Origin of the sequence: Pseudomonas fluorescens, from assembly GCF_002022275.1 — a bacterium.
In the GTDB taxonomy this organism is placed as follows: Bacteria; Pseudomonadota; Gammaproteobacteria; order Pseudomonadales; family Pseudomonadaceae; genus Aquipseudomonas; species Aquipseudomonas fluorescens_AJ.
In genome coordinates this window covers 316632-333620 of the sequence record NZ_MSDF01000016.1, presented here as the reverse complement: position 1 = coordinate 333620, position 16989 = coordinate 316632, and the positions used below count along the sequence as shown (strand labels likewise).

Sequence of the window (16989 nt, the reverse complement as noted above, 5' to 3'; positions counted from 1 at the left end):
CTCTGCACCGAACCTTGAAGGGTCATGGCGCGCTGCCGAGAATAGCGCATTTCGGGTCGGGCTTTAACGGGGTGGCAACTGCTGCAAGCGCTCAAGAATGTCGAGAACGACCATTCGTGGTGGCCGCTCATCGGTTTCCACCACCAGATCGGCGATTTCCCGATAAAGCGGATCGCGCAGCGTGAGCAAATCCCGCAAGGTTTTTGCCGGGTCAGCGGTGCGCAAAAGCGGACGATTGCGATCGCGAGCGGTGCGGCCCACCTGCTGCTCGACTGAAGCATGCAAATACACCACACGCCCCCCGGCGTGCAGCGCCCGGCGGTTTTCATCGCGCATCACTGCACCACCACCGGTGGCCAATACCACGCCATCGCAGCCGCACAGCTCGGCAATCATCGCCTGCTCGCGGTCGCGAAAGCCCAGTTCGCCTTCCTTATCGAAGATCCACGGGATATTGGCGCCCGTGCGCAATTCAATTTCCTTGTCGGAATCTTTGAACGGCAGGCGCAGCTCTTTGGCCAGCAAACGGCCGATGGTGCTTTTTCCAGCCCCCATCGGTCCTACAAGAATCAAATTTCGCACAGAATCAACGACTCACAGCAATCGCCTGGTTATTCATAATACGCGGAGTCAGGAATACCAGCAGCTCGGATTTTCTTTGTGCCAGCACATCGCGCCGGAAAAGGCGGCCAAGATACGGCACATCGCCCAAAAATGGCACTTTATCTACCACTTTGCTTTGGGTATTGGAGAAAACCCCACCGATGACGATGGTCTCGCCGTCCTTGACCAGCACCTTGGCGTTGACCTCGTTTTTCTTGATCGGCGGCACGTCGTTGAGTTTGTTCAGGTAGTCGGGCTCATCCTTAGTGACCTTGACCTCCATGATCACCCAATTATCCGGGGTGATTTGCGGGGTGACTTCCAACGACAACGAGGCCTCCTTGAACGACACCGATGTAGCGCCCTGGGACGTGGATTCCTGATAAGGAATCTCGGTGCCTTTGAGGATGCGCGCGGTTTCCTTGTCGGACGTGACCACCTTGGGCTGCGAGACAATTTCACCATTGCCTGACTTCTCCATGGCCGTCAGTTCCAGGTCCAGCAGCAGGTTGTCAGTAATGAAGGCCAGGCCCAGACCTGACGTCCCGGTGAGTGATCCAAGGTCGACAAACGGCGAGCTGGGCGGGTTTTCCGGCGGCTCGGCACCCTCGGCCAAAGGCTTGCCAATGCCTCCCGCGCCCCAGTTGCCACGGTTGAGCCGCCCGCCCCAGCGCACACCCAGGCTTTTGTCGTAATCCACGTTGGCCTCAACGATCCGCGCCTCGATCATCACCTGGCGCACCGGAATATCCAGCTGCGCCACGATCCGCCGCAGCTCTTCGAGCCGCTCGCCGGTCTGGTAGGCAATGATATTGTTGGTGCGATCATCCACGGCCACCGAGCCGCGCTCATCAGTGACGCCTTCAAGCCCTGTCACCGACTGGAACAACTTGGCCAGGTCCGCCGCCTTGGCGTAATTGACTTGCAACAGTTCGCGACGCAGGGGCGCCAGCTCGGCCATCTGCTTGCGCGCCTCCAACGTCAGCAATTCACGCGCCGCCAGTTCATCGGCAGGCGCCACCAGCAACACGCCAGCTTTCACGCGCTTATCCAGCCCCTTGGTTTGCAACACCAGGTCCAGCGCCTGATCCCACGGCACATCCTTGAGCCGCAGAGTGATCGAGCCCTGAACTTCGTCGCTGGCCACCAGATTGAGGCCAGCCACGTCGGCGATCTGCTGCAGCACCGTTCGCAGCTCGATATTCTGGAAGTTGAGGTTGAGTTTGTCGCCGGTATACGCGCCCGGAACTGCATTGCCAGGAGGCGGCAACTGGATCAGATCCACACGATTGGGCACAGCAAAAGCCATCGGTGCCGTGAACGCTATCCATAGCGCCACACCGAAGGACGAGAAAGTCCTTTTCATTTGTCTTATTCCGTTATGAGTTGACGTTCAACACGAGGGTTCGTGAGCGCTCCAGCCATGCGCCCTGTTCATCTGGAAACAATTCGGCCAGTTCGACATGGTCGTCATGAATGGCCATGACACGGCCATGGTTTGGGCCCAGGTAATCACCGACTGCGAGCCGGTGTACGGTTGAAGCCACCCGCAGCAGCGCAAAGCTCTGCACACCTTTGGACAACGTACCGACCATTTCGAACTGATCCACGGCCAGGGCTTCCAGAGAGCTGCGGCGGCGGGCAAGGTCCGGCGCAGAAGCTGGCCGGCCGGTCACAGGCCCGGGCTGCATCTCGGGTGGCTGGAAAGGGTCACGCACAGGGCTCGATCCCTCGGCAAGCCGTTCGCCCGGTTCTACAGCTGCGGCGCCCTGCGTTGAATTTCGATAGGTTTTCACCAGCAGCTCAAGACGCAGCGCCGCTCCCTCTGTTCGAAGCGAAACATCGTGCACCGTGACCATTCGCGACAACCCACCCAAAGCCTTCACGAATGCCGCCAGGTCGTGAAAAGCACCGCTGGCCCCCATTTTCAGGGGCTGTTCGACATAAACCGCCTGAGGCAGCTCATCCAGCACGGTGAGACTTTCGACCGCCAGACCATTCGCTACTGCCAGCCGTGAGAGGTCGTCCAGCACGCCTGGCATTTGACCTTCACCCGCCAACTGCAACGACAGTTCTGCAGCGCTTGCCTGAGCCAGCTCGAACTGCCGAGTGCGCGCCTCAAGGCTGGCAGACAGGTCGGTTTTTTCCGAAAGCTGGCGTTGCAGCGTTGCTTCCTCCATCGCCAACGCTTGCAACCGCTCACGCGACGGGCTCAGAAGCAGGCTATCGCCCACGCCCCACACGAAACCCGCCAGCGCACAGCCCAACAGGACCTTGCCCGGCAGGGGCCATTTTGCAGCGTTGTGAGAAAGCGTGGAGAAGTCGAGCCTGGGCAGGCTCATGGTTGCGCCTCGGTGGATTCTCCCTGGCGCACCATCAATTGGAATTCGTTACCGCCCTGCTCGGCATCCGCCCGCACATGTTGCAACTGTGTGGCACGGGTGCCTTGCGTGGCCTCCAGACGGCGCATCAGTTGGGCGATGTCCTGGCTGGATTGCGCACTGCCACTGACGCTGATGGTATTGCCCTTGGCCACCACCTCATGCAAGTGGACACCCTCGGGGACCGCGCGAGCCAGTTGATCAAACATTTTGGCGCTGTCAGAGCGTGCGTCATGCAGGTCTTGCACGACCTTCATGCGCTCCGCCAATTGCTGGCTTTGCTCCTGAATATCGTCAATGGTCTTGATGCGTGAATCCTGGACGGCGACGTCTTTGCCCACATGGCTGTTGCGCGTGACTTGCCGGTCGATCGCTCGGTCAATCACCTGGTCGGCCAACCAAACCGCCGCGAGCGCCACACAGCCGAACGCCAGCAAAAATACCAGAAAGTATTTGCGTCGCCGCTCCGCCCGGGCCTGGCGCCAGGGCAAAAGATTGATTCGTGTCATTGAGCGAAACTCCTCAGGGCCAACCCGCAAGCAATTCCCATCCCGTGGGCATCCACGGCCCAGTGTGCGCTATCGACTCGATAGCCCGGCGTGAAGCTGGCGAAATCCTGACGGCAAGCGCGCTCCAATGCAAACCCTTCCACATCCACCACCCTCGCAACCAGCCCTGCCAGGGCCAAAACCGCTTCACGCGCTTCGACCTGCGCCTTCAGACACGCGGCGAGTACCACCTCGACTCGCGCAGAATCCTGAGGTGAAGGGCCGCGCACCTGGAAGTCGATGGCAACATCGTCCAGTGGATACGGAATGTACTGATCGGCCTCCATCTGGATCACCCAGGCTATCTCTTCGTCGCTGAGGCCCGCTTGCATCTCGATCACCCGTGTGATGACCGAGGGGCCCGCCACTGCAACCGCTGCCTGCCGGGCCGATGTGCGCAAACGCAACAATGCCTGGAGCAGCGCTTGGCCCACAGCGTCCAGATCCAGCAGCGTCCCGTCGACCACCGCGTGAGCAGGAAGCGCCTGCGTGGCATAGCTTTCGACGGTATACCCGCCGGCCGAATGGCCCAGTTCGATCAGTTTGACGTGGCTGTCATTGATGTCGACGCCCAGAACGGTGTCAACTTTTCGCCTGAAAAATCCCTTTCTCATAAAACTCCCTAAAACTTTGCCTGTCATACCGCCTGATTGCCGCTGGGCTCCGTGCATTCGGTCGACTTGTTTGAGCCCCACGAATGACGCCCAAGGCCGAAAATGCTTTAATGCCCAGCGTTTTTTCCCGCTTTTTATCTGCTGCCCGGGTCGATCCATCGTTTGTCATGCATGCCCCGACGCCTAACTCATTCTTTTCTCTGGAAATCCAAAAGCCTTGATTCGTCTGCTGAAGTTTTTCGGGTACTCCATTGTCGCGATCGTCTGCGGGCTGCTGCTCGTACTCAGCGGTGCATACCTCTACCTTAGTCCGGGTTTGCCCTCCGTAGAGGCGCTCAGAAGTATCCAGTTGCAGATTCCTTTGCGGGTCTACAGCAGCGATGAAAAGCTGATCGCGGAGTTCGGCGAAATGCGCCGCACACCGATCCGTTTCGCCGAAATTCCGCCCAACTTCATCAATGCCCTGCTCTCGGCGGAAGACGATAATTTCGCCAACCACTACGGCGTTGACCCCAGCAGCCTGGTGCGTGCGGCGACTCAGTTGGTAAAAAGCGGACACATTCAATCCGGCGGCAGCACCATTACCATGCAGGTGGCGAAGAACTTCTTCCTTACCAGCGAGCGCAGCTTTTCGCGCAAAGCCACCGAAATTCTGCTGGCGCTGCAAATCGAACGTCAGCTGACCAAGGACGAGATCCTTGAGCTGTACGTGAACAAAATCTACCTGGGCAACCGCGCTTACGGGATCGAGGCCGCCTCTCAGGTCTACTACGGCAAGTCGATTCGTGACGCCAGCCTGGCGCAGATGGCAATGATCGCCGGCCTGCCCAAGGCGCCTTCGCGCTTCAACCCGCTGGCCAACCCGGCGCGCAGCAAAGAGCGTCGCGACTGGATCCTGGGCCGCATGTACAAGCTGGGCAAGATCGACCAGGCCGCTTACGAAAGCGCCGTGGCCGAACCGCTGAACGCCAGCTACCACGTGCCGACACCGGAAGTGAATGCGCCGTACATCGCCGAAATGGCCCGCGCCGAAATGGTCGGGCGTTATGGCAGCGAGGCCTACACCGAAGGTTTCCGTGTGACCACCACGGTGCCGAGCAACTTGCAGGACATCGCCAATAACTCGGTGCACGCAGGCCTGATCACGTATGACCAGCGTCACGGCTATCGCGGCCCTGAATCACGCCTGCCAGGCAAAACCCTGAGCGCCTGGACCACAGAACTGGGCAAACAACGCCCGATCAGCGGCCTGGAGCCGGCCATCGTCACCCAGGTGAAGAAAGACGGTGTGCAGGTGCTGACCCGCACGGGCGAGGCGCTTGTGCCGTGGGACAGCATGAAATGGGCACGCCCTTTCCTGAACACCAACAGCATGGGGCCGATGCCGAAACAGCCCTCGGACGTGGCCCAGGTGGGCGACTTGATCCGTGTGCAACGCCAGAAAGACGACAGCCTGAAATTCAGCCAGGTACCACTGGCCCAAGGCGCACTGGTGTCACTGGACCCACAAAACGGTGCGATCCGCGCCCTGGTCGGCGGTTTTGCCTTCGAACAGAGCAACTACAACCGCGCCACCCAAGCCAAGCGCCAGCCGGGCTCGAGCTTTAAGCCATTCATCTACAGCGCCGCGCTGGACAACGGCTACACCGCCGCCAGCCTGGTCAACGACGCGCCGATCGTGTTTGTCGACGAGTATCTGGACAAGGTCTGGCGCCCGAAGAACGACACCAACACCTTCCTCGGCCCGATCCGTGTGCGCGAGGCGTTGTACAAGTCGCGCAACCTGGTGTCGATCCGCCTGCTGCAAGCGATGGGCGTAGGCAAGACCATCGACTACATCACACGCTTTGGCTTCAACAAGTCGGACCTGCCACCGAACCTGTCCCTGGCCCTCGGCACCGCGACCCTTACGCCGATGGAAATCGCCACTGGCTGGAGCACCTTTGCCAACGGCGGCTACAAGATTACGCCGTACCTGATCGACAAGATCGAAAGCCGCAATGGCGACACCCTGTTCACCGCCAACCCGCCACGCGTGCCGGGTGACGTGGTTAACGGCATTGCGGCGCCGGATGGCATTGCGGCGCCGACCAACGGCGGCATCACCATCAACCCGACGCCGGGCACAGCGCCTGCCACAAATGCAGCAGCGCCGACTGAACCACAAGCGCCTGCTGTCGCAGAGCGTGTGGTGGATGGCCGAACCACCTTCATTCTCAACAGCATCCTGGAAGACGTGATCAAGAAAGGTACCGGCCGCCGTGCACTGGCCTTGGGCCGTGCGGATATCGCGGGCAAGACCGGTACCACCAACGACTCCAAGGACGCCTGGTTCTCGGGCTACAACGGCGACTACGTGACCACCGTGTGGACCGGCTACGACCAGCCGGAAAGCCTGGGCCGTCGCGAATTCGGTGGCACCGTCGCACTGCCGATCTGGATGAGCTACATGGGCGCCGCCCTGAAGGACAAGCCGCTGCACACCCAGGCTGAGCCGGAAGGCATCCTGAGCCTGCGGATTGACCCGGTCAGCGGCCGCGCGGCATCGCCTAGCACGCCGAACGCGTACTTCGAACTGTTCAAGAGCGAAGACACGCCGCCGTCGGTCAACGAGCTGGGCAACGGCGTAGCGCCAGGCAGCCCGCTGCCGGCGGACGAGGCGGCGCCGATCGATCTGTTCTAGGATGAACGTCGCTCCAATGTGGGAGCTGGCTTGCCTGCGATAGTGGTCTACCTGATACACCGCCATCGCGGGCAAGCCCGGCTCCCACAGGGTTTATCCGGCGCCCTGTGACCGTGTTCATCCAGCAATAAAAAAGCCCCGACTCGCGAGAGCCGGGGCTTTTTGTTGGTGCGCTACAACGGCTTAGCCGTTGAACACATCATCCACGCTTTGCAGCGGGTAGTGCTTCGGATACGGCAGGGTAGCCACACCGGTCTCGATGGCGGCTTTGGCCACGGCATCGGAGATCAGGGTGATCAGGCGCTTATCCATTGGTTTCGGAATGATGTACTCACGGCCGAATTCCAGCTTGATACCGCCGTAGGCGTCGCACACTTCCTGAGGCACCGGCAGCTTGGCCAGTTCACGCAGGGCATTGGCGGCAGCGACTTTCATCTCTTCGTTGATGCGCTTGGCGCGAACGTCCAGGGCACCACGGAAGATGAACGGGAAGCCCAGTACGTTGTTGACCTGGTTCGGGTAGTCCGAACGGCCGGTAGCCATGATCACATCGCTGCGAGTGGCGTGAGCCAGCTCAGGCGAGATTTCCGGATCCGGGTTGGAGCAGGCGAACACGATCGGGTTGGCCGCCATGGATTTCAGGCCTTCGGCGCTGAGCAGGTTCGGGCCGGACAGGCCGACGAACACGTCTGCACCGTCAAGGGCGTCAGCCAGGGTGCGCTTGTCGGTCGCGTGGGCAAACATCGCCTTGTACTGGTTCAGGTCGGTACGCTCGGACTGAACAACGCCCTTGCTGTCGACCATGAAGATGTTTTCCAGCTTGGCGCCCATGCTCACCAGCAATTTCATGCAGGAGATGGCAGCAGCGCCGGCGCCCAGGCAGACGATCTGCGCGTCAGCCAGGGTTTTACCCGCGATTTCCAGAGCGTTGATCATGCCGGCCGCAGTAACGATCGCGGTGCCGTGCTGGTCATCGTGGAATACCGGGATGTCGCACTGTTCGATCAGGGCCTTTTCGATCTCGAAGCACTCAGGTGCCTTGATGTCTTCCAGGTTGATGCCACCGAAGGTGATGGAGATGCGCTTAACGGTGTCGATGAAAGCTTGCGGGCTCTCGGAATCGACTTCGATGTCGAAAACGTCGATGCCGGCAAAGCGCTTGAACAGCACGCCTTTACCTTCCATGACTGGCTTGGATGCCAATGGGCCGAGGTTGCCCAGGCCGAGAATCGCGGTGCCATCGGAAATCACTGCAACCAGGTTGCCTTTGCCGGTGTACTTGTACGCCAGTTCAGGGTCGCGGGCGATTTCACGTACGGGCTCGGCAACGCCAGGGCTGTAGGCCAGCGACAGGTCGCGGGCGGTGGCAGTGGCTTTGGTGAGCTCTACACTCAGCTTTCCCGGACGAGGATGGGCATGATATTCGAGAGCGGCAGTTTTCAAATCAGACATATCGGCATTCCGCTTTTACTGTTGGTCGACGGACCGCCGAGGATACGCGTGTCGTAAAGTCCCTACAAGACTGGGCAGTCACAGGTGTCAAGGGCCCTGCGCTACGACTTTTGGCCAAGAGCCACGGGATACAAGGGCTCAACTGTTCACAATCGAATTAAAAAATGTCTACAATTTTTTGTTTAAATTCGATTTGAGGGGCGCTCTGCCAAATCGCAGGTACAAAAAAGGCGTCCACAAGGGACGCCTTTTTCATCAGCTTGCAAAAGCCCTGAAGGCTTTTGAGCCTTACTCTGCTGGAGTAGCTGCAGCAGGTTTTTTGCCGAAAGTACCGAAACGATCAGCAAAGCGCTGCACACGGCCGCCGGTGTCCAGAGTTTTCTGCTTACCGGTGTAGAACGGGTGGCACTCGTTGCATACGTCAGTACCCAGTGGCTTGCACAGGTTCGAACGGGTCTGGAACTTGTTGCCGCAGCTGCAAGTTACGTCGATGACTTCGTACGCTGGATGGATATCGGCTTTCATGGCACTTCCTCGGGCTAGCGTGCCGCCACTCGACACTATTGTCGAATACCGCACGTAATTAGGCCGCGGATTCTACCAGACCTTTTTAATCGCGCAAGCGGCGGTGCCGGTCGATTCCACACATATAAGCCCCTTTCATCAGAAAAACATGGCCCACCGCACTCTATGTGGGAGCCGGGCTTGTTGTGGCGAGCAGGCTTGCCCTGCGCTGGGCTGCGAAGCAGCCCCAATAAGGCCAGTGCGATTTTGCAGTTGAAACTCGCTGCGGACACCGGGGCCGCTGCGCGCCCCAACGCAGGGCAAGCCTGCTCGCCACAGTGCGCCCAGCTCCCACAGAAGCACCTCAGACGGGACACCTCCACCACAGGTCTGCTAGGCTCCCGCCCCTGTACCATCGCCTGCCTATATAGATGAGACCCCCGCGTGCCCGACGCCATTTTGCGCCTAGCCCTGCCCTCGCCCCTGCGCCGCCTGTTCGACTACCGTGCCCCGGCCGGCGTGTCGCGGGCGCAGTTGCAACCGGGCATGCGCGTGCGCGTGCCGTTCGGGCGGCGGGAAATGATCGGTATTCTGGTGGAAGTCGCCGACCACAGCGAAGTGCCGGCGGAAAAGCTCAAGCCTGCACTCGCGATCCTCGACGCGACTGCGCCGCTACCGCCCGCCTTGTTCAAGCTGTGCCTGTGGACTGCTCAGTATTACCAGCACAGCCTGGGCGATACCTTGAGCTGGGCATTGCCGGTGCTGTTGCGCCAGGGTGAATTGGCCGAGGCACGCCAAGAGCGCTTTTGGTCCGCCGTGCCGGGTTTTCGCCTGGACGACCCGCGCATCGCCCGCGCGCCGCGCCAACGTGAAGCCTTGGCGACGTTGGCGCAACACCCCCACGGCGTGGCCCATCAGCTATTAAGCAAGCTGATGCTGAGCAAAGACAGCCTCGACCTGTTGCTCGCCAAAGGCCTGGTGCAGGTGGAAATCCGCAAGCACGCCCCCGACCCGCGCCACGAACACTGGCTGGCCCAGCCGGAATTACCGTTGAACCCCGAGCAGCGCGCGGCTTACGAGGCCATTCGCGCCGGTTTCGACAGTTTCCACGCGTTCCTGCTGGCCGGCGTCACCGGCAGCGGCAAAACCGAAGTCTATTTACAGCTGATCCGCGAAACCCTGCAGGCCGGCAAACAGGCGCTGGTGCTGATTCCCGAGATTAACCTCGGCCCGCAAACCCTGGCGCGCTTCGAGCAGCGCTTCAATGCACGCATCGCGCTGGTGCATTCGGCGGTCAATGACCGTGAGCGCCTGGAGTCCTGGCTGGCGGCGCGAGACGGCGAGGCCGACATTATTATCGGTACGCGTTCGGCGCTGTTCACCCCGATGAAAAATCCCGGCCTGATCATCATCGACGAAGAGCACGACGGCTCTTATAAACAACAGGAAGGCCTGCGCTACCACGCCCGCGACCTGGCACTGGTGCGCGCACGCCAGGAAGACATCCCGATTGTGCTCGGTTCGGCCACGCCGTCCCTGGAGAGCCTGCATAACGCCTACACCGGACGTTATGGCCTCCTGCGCCTCAACGAGCGTGCCGGCGGCGCCAAACAACCGCGTTTCCTGCGGCTGGATGTAAAAAGCCGTCCGCTGGACAGCGGCATTTCCGGCCCGATGCAACAGGCCATCGGCCAAACCCTCGCTGCTGGCCAGCAGGTCCTGGTGTTTCTCAACCGCCGGGGTTTCGCGCCGACGCTGCTGTGCCATGACTGCGGCTGGATGTCCGAGTGCGAGCGCTGCGACGCGCGCATGACCGTGCACCAGCGCCATGGCGAATTGCGCTGCCACCACTGCGGCCATGTGGAGCGGGTGCCGCGCCATTGCCCCCAGTGCGGCAAGGTCGATTTGCGCCCGGTAGGCGCGGGCACCGAGCGCGCCGAAGAACGCCTGGGCATCTTGTTCCCGGATTACCCGGTGCTGCGCGTCGATCGCGACAGCACCTCGCGCAAAGACGCGATGAACCAGTTGTTCGCCACCATTCAGAAGGGCCAGCCGTGCATTCTGGTGGGCACGCAGATGCTCGCCAAAGGGCATCACTTTCCACGGGTGACACTGGTCTCGATCCTGGATGCCGACGGCGGCCTGTTTTCTGGCGACTTCCGCGCCAGCGAGCGCATGGCCCAGCTGATCGTGCAGGTCGCAGGCCGCGCCGGGCGTGCAGAAGAGCCGGGCAAGGTGATTATCCAGACCCACTTGGCCGACCATCCATTACTGATTCAGCTGACAGAACAAGGCTACTTTGCCTTCGCCGAGCAGGCCTTGAGCGAACGCCGCTCGGCCGGTTTGCCACCGTTTTCCCATCTGGCCCTGTTGCGCGCCGAAGCCCACAAACCCGGGCAGGCCGAAGGCTTTCTGGATGAGGCGTGCAGCGCCGCCGAACGTTTATTGGTTGAACTGGGTCTGACCGGCATCGAACTGCTCGGCCCGGTGCCCGCCCCCATGGAACGTCGCGCCGGGCGTTATCGCGCTCAGCTACTCTTGCAGGCAAGCTCCCGCGCGCCACTGCATCGGCTATTAAGTAGCTGGTTGCTTGCGCTGGAGCAAATGCCCAGCGGCCGGCAGGTGCGATGGTCGCTGGATGTGGATCCCGTAGATTTGTATTGATAGAAATTCCGTCATCGCAGGCAAGCCAGCTCCCACATGTAGAAGTATTCACCCGTTAAAAAGTGGGAGCGGGCTTGCCCGCGATGAGGCCCGCAGGTCTACCAACCCGTCTGAACGGTTGGCAAGCCCGCCCTCGCCACGGATAATGCCCAGTTTTTCCACCTGCGCATCGCGCGCCGCCGCTTGCGGTCGAAAGAGAACACCATGAAAGACACCATTCGCCAGCTGATCCAACAAGCCATCACCCAACTCGTCAACGAAGGTGTGTTGCCTGAAGGCCTGACGCCGGCGATCCAGGTGGAAAACACCCGCGACAAGACCCACGGCGACTTCGCCAGCAACATCGCGATGATGCTGTCCAAGCCGGCTGGCATGAAACCGCGCGACCTGGCGGAAAAAATCATCGCCGCGCTGCCTGCCGATGAGAGCGTTACCAAAGCCGAAATCGCCGGCCCCGGCTTTATCAACTTCTTCCAGAACACCCAGGCCCTGGCATCGCGCCTTGACGCAGCCCTGGCCGATGCCAACATCGGCGTACGCAAGGCTGGCCCGCAGCAACGCGTGGCCATCGACTTGTCGGCGCCGAACCTGGCCAAAGAGATGCACGTGGGCCACCTGCGCTCCACCATCATTGGCGACGGCGTGGCGCGGGTGCTGGAGTTTCTCGGCGACGACGTGATCCGTCAGAACCACGTGGGCGACTGGGGCACGCAGTTCGGCATGCTGATGGCCTACCTGCAGGAAAACCCGATTACCAGCAACGAGCTGTCGGACCTGGAAAACTTCTACCGCGCGGCGAAAAAGCGCTTCGACGAATCCGAAGAATTCGCCGACCGCGCCCGTGGCCTGGTGGTCAAGCTGCAAGCTGGCGACAAGGAATGCCTGGAACTGTGGGGCCGTTTCCGTGAGATCTCATTGTCCCACTGCCAGGAAATCTACGAGCTGCTCAACGTTAAATTGACCATGGCCGACGTGATGGGCGAAAGCGCCTACAACGACGACCTGATCAACGTGGTCAACGACCTCAAGGCCAAGGGCCTGCTGGTGGAAAGCAACGGCGCGCAGTGCGTGTTCCTCGAAGAATTCAAGACTGCCGACGGCGAGCCGCTGCCGGTGATCATCGTCAAGGCCGACGGCGGCTACCTCTACGCCACCACCGACCTGGCGGCCGTGCGCTACCGCAGCGGCGTGCTCAAGGCGGACCGTGCGCTGTATTTCGTTGACCAGCGCCAGGCCCTGCACTTCCAGCAGGTATTCGAAGTGGCGCGCCGCGCGGGTTTCATCACCCACCCGATGCACATGGAACACATGGGCTTCGGCACCATGAACGGCGCCGACGGCCGCCCGTTCAAGACCCGTGACGGCGGCACCGTGAAGCTGATTGATCTGCTGACCGAAGCCCAGGAACGTGCCTACACCCTGGTGAAGGAAAAAAACCCGGAGCTGGCCGAAGCCGACCTGCGCAACATCGCCCGCGTGGTGGGGATTGGCGCAGTGAAATACGCCGACCTGTCCAAGCACCGCACCAGCGACTACAGCTTCAACTTCGAACTGATGCTCAACTTCGAAGGCAACACCGCGCCGTACCTGCTGTATGCCTACACCCGCGTGGCCGGTGTGTTCCGCAAGCTGGGCAAGGACTTCAGTGAAGTCGAAGGCCAGATCAACCTTGTAGCGCCGCACGAACAGGAACTGGCCGCCAAGCTCGCGCAATTCGGCGAAGTGCTGAACAGCGTCGGCGAGAAAGGCACGCCGCACATCCTGTGCACCTATTTGTATGAAGTCGCGGGCCTGTTCTCCAGCTTCTACGAGAACTGCCCGATCCTCACTGCCGACGACGAAGCCCAAAAGCACAGTCGTCTGCGCCTCGCCGCACTGGCTGGACGGACCCTCAAGCAAGGCCTGGAACTGTTAGGCCTGGAAACCCTGGAGCGTATGTAAGTTGGCTGCCAAGAAAAAACCTGCACCCAAGCGCGGCGCCAGCCGCTACCAGGCCCCGGCGAAGAAGCCGATTCCGGGCTGGCTGTGGATGGCCATCGGCCTGGCGGTCGGTGCGTTCGTTGTGATTCTGATGAAGCTGGAGCCGGGCAAGGGCGATGACGTCAAACGCGTCAAGCAAGAGCAGCAGAAGGCCACGAAAATCGCCGAAGCCAACAAGACGCCACCAAGCCCGACCGCCCCGGTGAAGCCGAAGTACGACTTCTACACGCTGCTGCCGGAATCGGAAGTGATCGTGCCGCCAGACGCAGTGCCGGAAAAAACCCTGCCGACGCCGCAAGTGCCGACCACGCCGGTGACGCCAGCGGAAGCTGCGAAAATCGACACCGCGCGGGCTCAAGCGGCGCTGGCGGGAATCACCCCGCCACCACCGCCGCCGGTTGCCGCCACCAAGGCTGCGCCGGTGACCAAGTTCTTCCTGCAGGCGGGTTCGTTCCCGAAACAGGCAGACGCCGACCGTGTGCGGGCGCAGATCATTTTGCTGGGCCAGGCGGTGACTGTTGAGTCCGGCACAGTGAAAGATGCGACCTGGTATCGCGTGTTGGTGGGGCCGTTCAGCAACCGTGAGCAGCTAACCGTGGCGCAGAAACAATTGGCCGGTGCAGGGTTTAGCAACCTGTTGTTACAACAACGCCAGAGCCGCTGACCCAAGTTCAACCCGGGTCAAAATGTGGGAGCTGGCTTGCCTGCGATAGCGGTGTAACAGTCAATATTTTCAGTGACTGACACACCGCAATCGCAGGCAAGCCAGCTCCCACAGTTGGTTTTGAGGTGTTCTCAAAAGTGTGTAAGACCTGTAAACACCACTCGTCCGCACACACGCCCTACAGTTGAAATCCCCCCCACCACCCCCATATCAGTTTCCATCAGGGCATTTTCGCCCCGCTGCGTGGAGACTCTCCCCTTGACCACCATCGTTTCAGTACGTCGCCACGGCAAAGTCGTCATGGGCGGCGACGGCCAGGTTTCACTTGGCAACACCGTGATGAAAGGCAACGCCAAGAAAGTGCGTCGCCTGTACCACGGCCAGGTTCTCGCAGGCTTTGCCGGCGCTACCGCCGACGCCTTCACCCTCTTCGAGCGCTTCGAAGGCCAGCTGGAAAAACACCAGGGTCACCTCGTACGCGCTGCGGTTGAACTCGCCAAAGAATGGCGCACCGACCGCTCCCTCAGCCGCCTGGAAGCTATGTTGGCAGTGGCCAACAAAGACGCGTCCTTGATCATCACCGGCAACGGCGATGTGGTTGAACCGGAAAACGGCCTGATTGCCATGGGTTCCGGCGGTGGTTATGCACAAGCTGCCGCCAGCGCACTGTTGAAGAAAACTGACCTGTCGGCCCGGGAAATCGTCGAAACTGCCCTGGGCATCGCTGGCGATATCTGCGTGTTCACCAACCACAATCTGACCATTGAGGAGCAGGACCTCGCCGAGTAAGCCGTAGGCTTATTCCGCTTGAGGCCGCCAAACACTATGTCCATGACTCCCCGCGAAATCGTCCATGAACTTAATCGCCATATCATCGGCCAGGACGATGCCAAGCGCGCCGTAGCGATTGCGCTGCGTAACCGCTGGCGCCGGATGCAACTGCCGGAAGAATTGCGCGTTGAAGTAACGCCGAAGAACATCCTGATGATCGGCCCGACCGGCGTCGGTAAAACCGAGATCGCCCGTCGTCTGGCTAAATTGGCCAACGCACCGTTCATCAAGGTCGAAGCCACCAAATTCACCGAAGTGGGCTACGTGGGCCGCGACGTCGAGTCGATCATTCGTGACCTCGCCGACGCCGCCCTGAAGCTGCTCCGCGAACAGGAAATGACCAAGGTCAGCCACCGCGCCGAAGACGCTGCCGAAGACCGCATCCTCGACGCCCTGCTGCCACCGGCCCGCATGGGGTTCAACGAAGACGCCGCGCCGGCTTCGGATTCCAACACCCGCCAGCTGTTCCGCAAGCGTCTGCGTGAAGGCCAGCTGGACGACAAGGAAATCGAGATCGAAGTCGCCGAAGTGTCCGGCGTCGATATTTCCGCGCCGCCTGGCATGGAAGAAATGACCAGCCAGCTGCAGAACCTGTTCGCCAACATGGGCAAGGGCAAGAAGAAGAGCCGAAAGCTCAAGGTGAAGGACGCGCTGAAACTGGTGCGCGACGAAGAAGCCGGGCGTTTGGTGAACGAGGAAGAACTCAAGGCCAAAGCCCTGGAAGCCGTCGAACAGCATGGCATCGTATTTATCGACGAGATCGACAAAGTGGCCAAGCGCGGCAATTCCGGCGGCGTGGATGTGTCCCGCGAAGGCGTGCAGCGCGACCTGCTGCCGCTGATCGAGGGCTGCACCGTGAACACCAAGCTGGGCATGGTCAAGACCGACCACATCCTGTTTATCGCTTCCGGCGCGTTCCACCTGAGCAAGCCAAGCGACTTGGTGCCGGAGCTGCAAGGCCGTCTGCCGATTCGAGTGGAACTCAAGGCACTGACTCCGGGCGATTTCGAGCGCATCCTCAGCGAGCCGCACGCCTCGCTCACCGAGCAGTACCGTGAGCTGTTGAAAACCGAAGGCCTTGGCATCGAGTTCCTGCCGGATGGCATCAAGCGCCTGGCGGAGATTGCCTGGCAGGTCAACGAGAAGACCGAGAACATCGGTGCCCGCCGCCTGCACACGCTGCTTGAGCGCTTGCTTGAGGAAGTGTCCTTCAGCGCCGGCGACATGGCCGGTGCGCAGAATGGCGAAGCGATCAAGATCGATGCTGACTACGTGAATAGCCACTTGGGCGAATTGGCGCAGAACGAAGATCTGTCTCGTTATATCCTGTAAGCCACACAGGACAGGGCTTGTATAGGAACCTGGCTTTTGTGGGAGCTGGCTTGCCTGCGATAGCATCACCTCAGTGTTTCTGAAACACCGAGGTGCCTGCATCGCGGGCAAGCCCGGCTCCCACAGAGGCCTGTTCCCATATGTTGAAGCCGGTTCCTTCAGGATCATTTTCGGGCGGGTCTCCCATGTCGAAATTCCCTACCGCTGTAAACCTGCACAAAACCTCTAACACCCTCGGCCTTACCTACGGCCCCGACGAGGTCTACCAGCTCCCCGCCGAGCTGCTGCGCACCCACTCGCCTTCCGCCGAGGTCCAGGGTCACGGCAAACCCATCCTGCAATTCGGCAAGCTCAACGTTCGGTTGACCAAGATTGAACCGGCTGGCCAGTACGCACTGAAATTGACCTTCGACGACGGGCATGACAGCGGACTGTTCACCTGGGACTACCTCTACCAATTGGCCGTGCGTCAGGACGCGCTGTGGGCCGACTACCTGGCCGAACTCAAAGCCGCCGGGAAAACCCGCGACCCGAGCCAGTCGGTCGTGCGGCTGATGCTCTAGTCAGGGCTTCTTGCTCTTTAGAGGGCATTTTCTAATTTCATCTGCTTGAATGCCCTCTCCTGTGGCCAACGATTGGCCCGCTTGCGAAAAAAATTAAACTCGGGTAACCAATGGAACTGGCAAGTTCCCTGCATTTGACGATGCGGTATTAACGGTCACCCGAGTCGCGT

General features: G+C 60.6%; 13 protein-coding genes and 1 pseudogene. 7 read left to right on the top strand and 7 right to left on the bottom strand.

The window, feature by feature from the left end:
• Nucleotides 1-63: 63 nt before the first annotated feature.
• From aroK to pilM, 5 genes and pseudogenes are all read right to left on the bottom strand, one after another.
• Nucleotides 64-582, bottom strand: coding sequence for a shikimate kinase AroK (gene aroK, locus BFW87_RS13610; RefSeq protein WP_017138567.1), 519 nt, complete (start codon nt 580-582; stop codon nt 64-66).
• Between the two features lie 4 nt (nt 583-586).
• Nucleotides 587-1843, bottom strand: a pseudogene (locus tag BFW87_RS13605) (type IV pilus secretin PilQ); the annotation flags it as partial.
• A gap of 139 nt (nt 1844-1982) precedes the next feature.
• Nucleotides 1983-2945, bottom strand: coding sequence for a pilus assembly protein PilP (locus tag BFW87_RS13600; RefSeq protein WP_078740306.1), 963 nt, complete (start codon nt 2943-2945; stop codon nt 1983-1985).
• Nucleotides 2942-3493, bottom strand: coding sequence for a PilN domain-containing protein (locus BFW87_RS13595; RefSeq protein WP_078740305.1), 552 nt, complete (start codon nt 3491-3493; stop codon nt 2942-2944). Before BFW87_RS13595 ends, BFW87_RS13600 begins: the two co-directional genes overlap by 4 nt.
• Nucleotides 3490-4146, bottom strand: coding sequence for a type IV pilus assembly protein PilM (gene pilM, locus BFW87_RS13590; RefSeq protein WP_254865892.1), 657 nt, complete (start codon nt 4144-4146; stop codon nt 3490-3492). Before pilM ends, BFW87_RS13595 begins: the two co-directional genes overlap by 4 nt.
• A 220-nt stretch (nt 4147-4366) precedes the next feature.
• On the opposite strand from pilM, the gene BFW87_RS13585 reads away from it, so the two are divergent.
• Nucleotides 4367-6829 carry a penicillin-binding protein 1A gene (locus tag BFW87_RS13585; RefSeq protein ID WP_439848381.1) on the top strand — a complete coding sequence of 821 codons (2463 nt, stop codon included), beginning with the start codon at nt 4367-4369 and terminating at the stop codon, nt 6827-6829.
• Nucleotides 6830-7012: 183 nt separating this feature from the next.
• On the opposite strand, the gene BFW87_RS13580 is transcribed toward BFW87_RS13585, so the two are convergent.
• Both BFW87_RS13580 and rpmE read right to left on the bottom strand, forming a co-directional pair.
• Entirely contained in the window at nt 7013-8281 is a 1269-nt protein-coding gene (locus BFW87_RS13580) for a malic enzyme-like NAD(P)-binding protein (RefSeq protein WP_016979185.1), read from the bottom strand.
• Between the two features lie 288 nt (nt 8282-8569).
• The gene (gene rpmE / locus BFW87_RS13575) at nt 8570-8806 is read right to left on the bottom strand and encodes a 50S ribosomal protein L31 (RefSeq protein WP_078740302.1); all 237 of its coding nucleotides are present in this window, start codon (nt 8804-8806) and stop codon (nt 8570-8572) included.
• A 423-nt stretch (nt 8807-9229) separates the two neighbouring features.
• Here rpmE and BFW87_RS13570 point away from each other — a divergent pair, with 423 nt between their 5' ends.
• The 6 genes from BFW87_RS13570 to BFW87_RS13545 all read left to right on the top strand — a co-directional run bounded on the left by BFW87_RS13570 (nt 9230) and on the right by BFW87_RS13545 (nt 16819).
• Entirely contained in the window at nt 9230-11449 is a 2220-nt protein-coding gene (locus tag BFW87_RS13570) for a primosomal protein N' (protein WP_078740301.1), read from the top strand.
• A 204-nt stretch (nt 11450-11653) separates the two neighbouring features.
• Nucleotides 11654-13390 (top strand): arginine--tRNA ligase, encoded by a 1737-nt coding sequence (argS, locus tag BFW87_RS13565; RefSeq protein ID WP_078740300.1) that lies wholly within the window; start codon nt 11654-11656, stop codon nt 13388-13390.
• A gap of 1 nt (nt 13391) precedes the next feature.
• Entirely contained in the window at nt 13392-14093 is a 702-nt protein-coding gene (locus BFW87_RS13560; RefSeq protein WP_078740299.1) for an SPOR domain-containing protein, read from the top strand.
• 258 nt (nt 14094-14351) lie between these two features.
• Entirely contained in the window at nt 14352-14882 is a 531-nt protein-coding gene (gene hslV / locus BFW87_RS13555) for an ATP-dependent protease subunit HslV (RefSeq protein WP_017738857.1), read from the top strand.
• A 36-nt stretch (nt 14883-14918) separates the two neighbouring features.
• Entirely contained in the window at nt 14919-16256 is a 1338-nt protein-coding gene (hslU, locus tag BFW87_RS13550; protein WP_078740298.1) for an ATP-dependent protease ATPase subunit HslU, read from the top strand.
• 185 nt (nt 16257-16441) lie between these two features.
• A complete protein-coding gene (locus BFW87_RS13545; RefSeq protein ID WP_078740297.1) occupies nt 16442-16819 on the top strand; it encodes a gamma-butyrobetaine hydroxylase-like domain-containing protein in 378 nt (125 codons plus the stop codon).
• Nucleotides 16820-16989 lie beyond the last annotated feature (170 nt).

Bases quoted from the DNA above. Each gene is read 5' to 3' on its own strand.
- BFW87_RS13600 (WP_078740306.1), bottom strand. From the start codon at position 2,945: ATGAGCCTGCCCAGGCTCGACTTCTCCACGCTTTCTCACAACGCTGCA.
- BFW87_RS13595 (WP_078740305.1), bottom strand. From the start codon at position 3,493: ATGACACGAATCAATCTTTTGCCCTGGCGCCAGGCCCGGGCGGAGCGG.
- pilM (WP_254865892.1), bottom strand. From the start codon at position 4,146: ATGAGAAAGGGATTTTTCAGGCGAAAAGTTGACACCGTTCTGGGCGTC.
- BFW87_RS13580 (WP_016979185.1), bottom strand. From the start codon at position 8,281: ATGTCTGATTTGAAAACTGCCGCTCTCGAATATCATGCCCATCCTCGT.
- rpmE (WP_078740302.1), bottom strand. From the start codon at position 8,806: ATGAAAGCCGATATCCATCCAGCGTACGAAGTCATCGACGTAACTTGC.
- argS (WP_078740300.1), top strand. From the start codon at position 11,654: ATGAAAGACACCATTCGCCAGCTGATCCAACAAGCCATCACCCAACTC.
- hslU (WP_078740298.1), top strand. From the start codon at position 14,919: ATGTCCATGACTCCCCGCGAAATCGTCCATGAACTTAATCGCCATATC.
- BFW87_RS13545 (WP_078740297.1), top strand. From the start codon at position 16,442: ATGTCGAAATTCCCTACCGCTGTAAACCTGCACAAAACCTCTAACACC.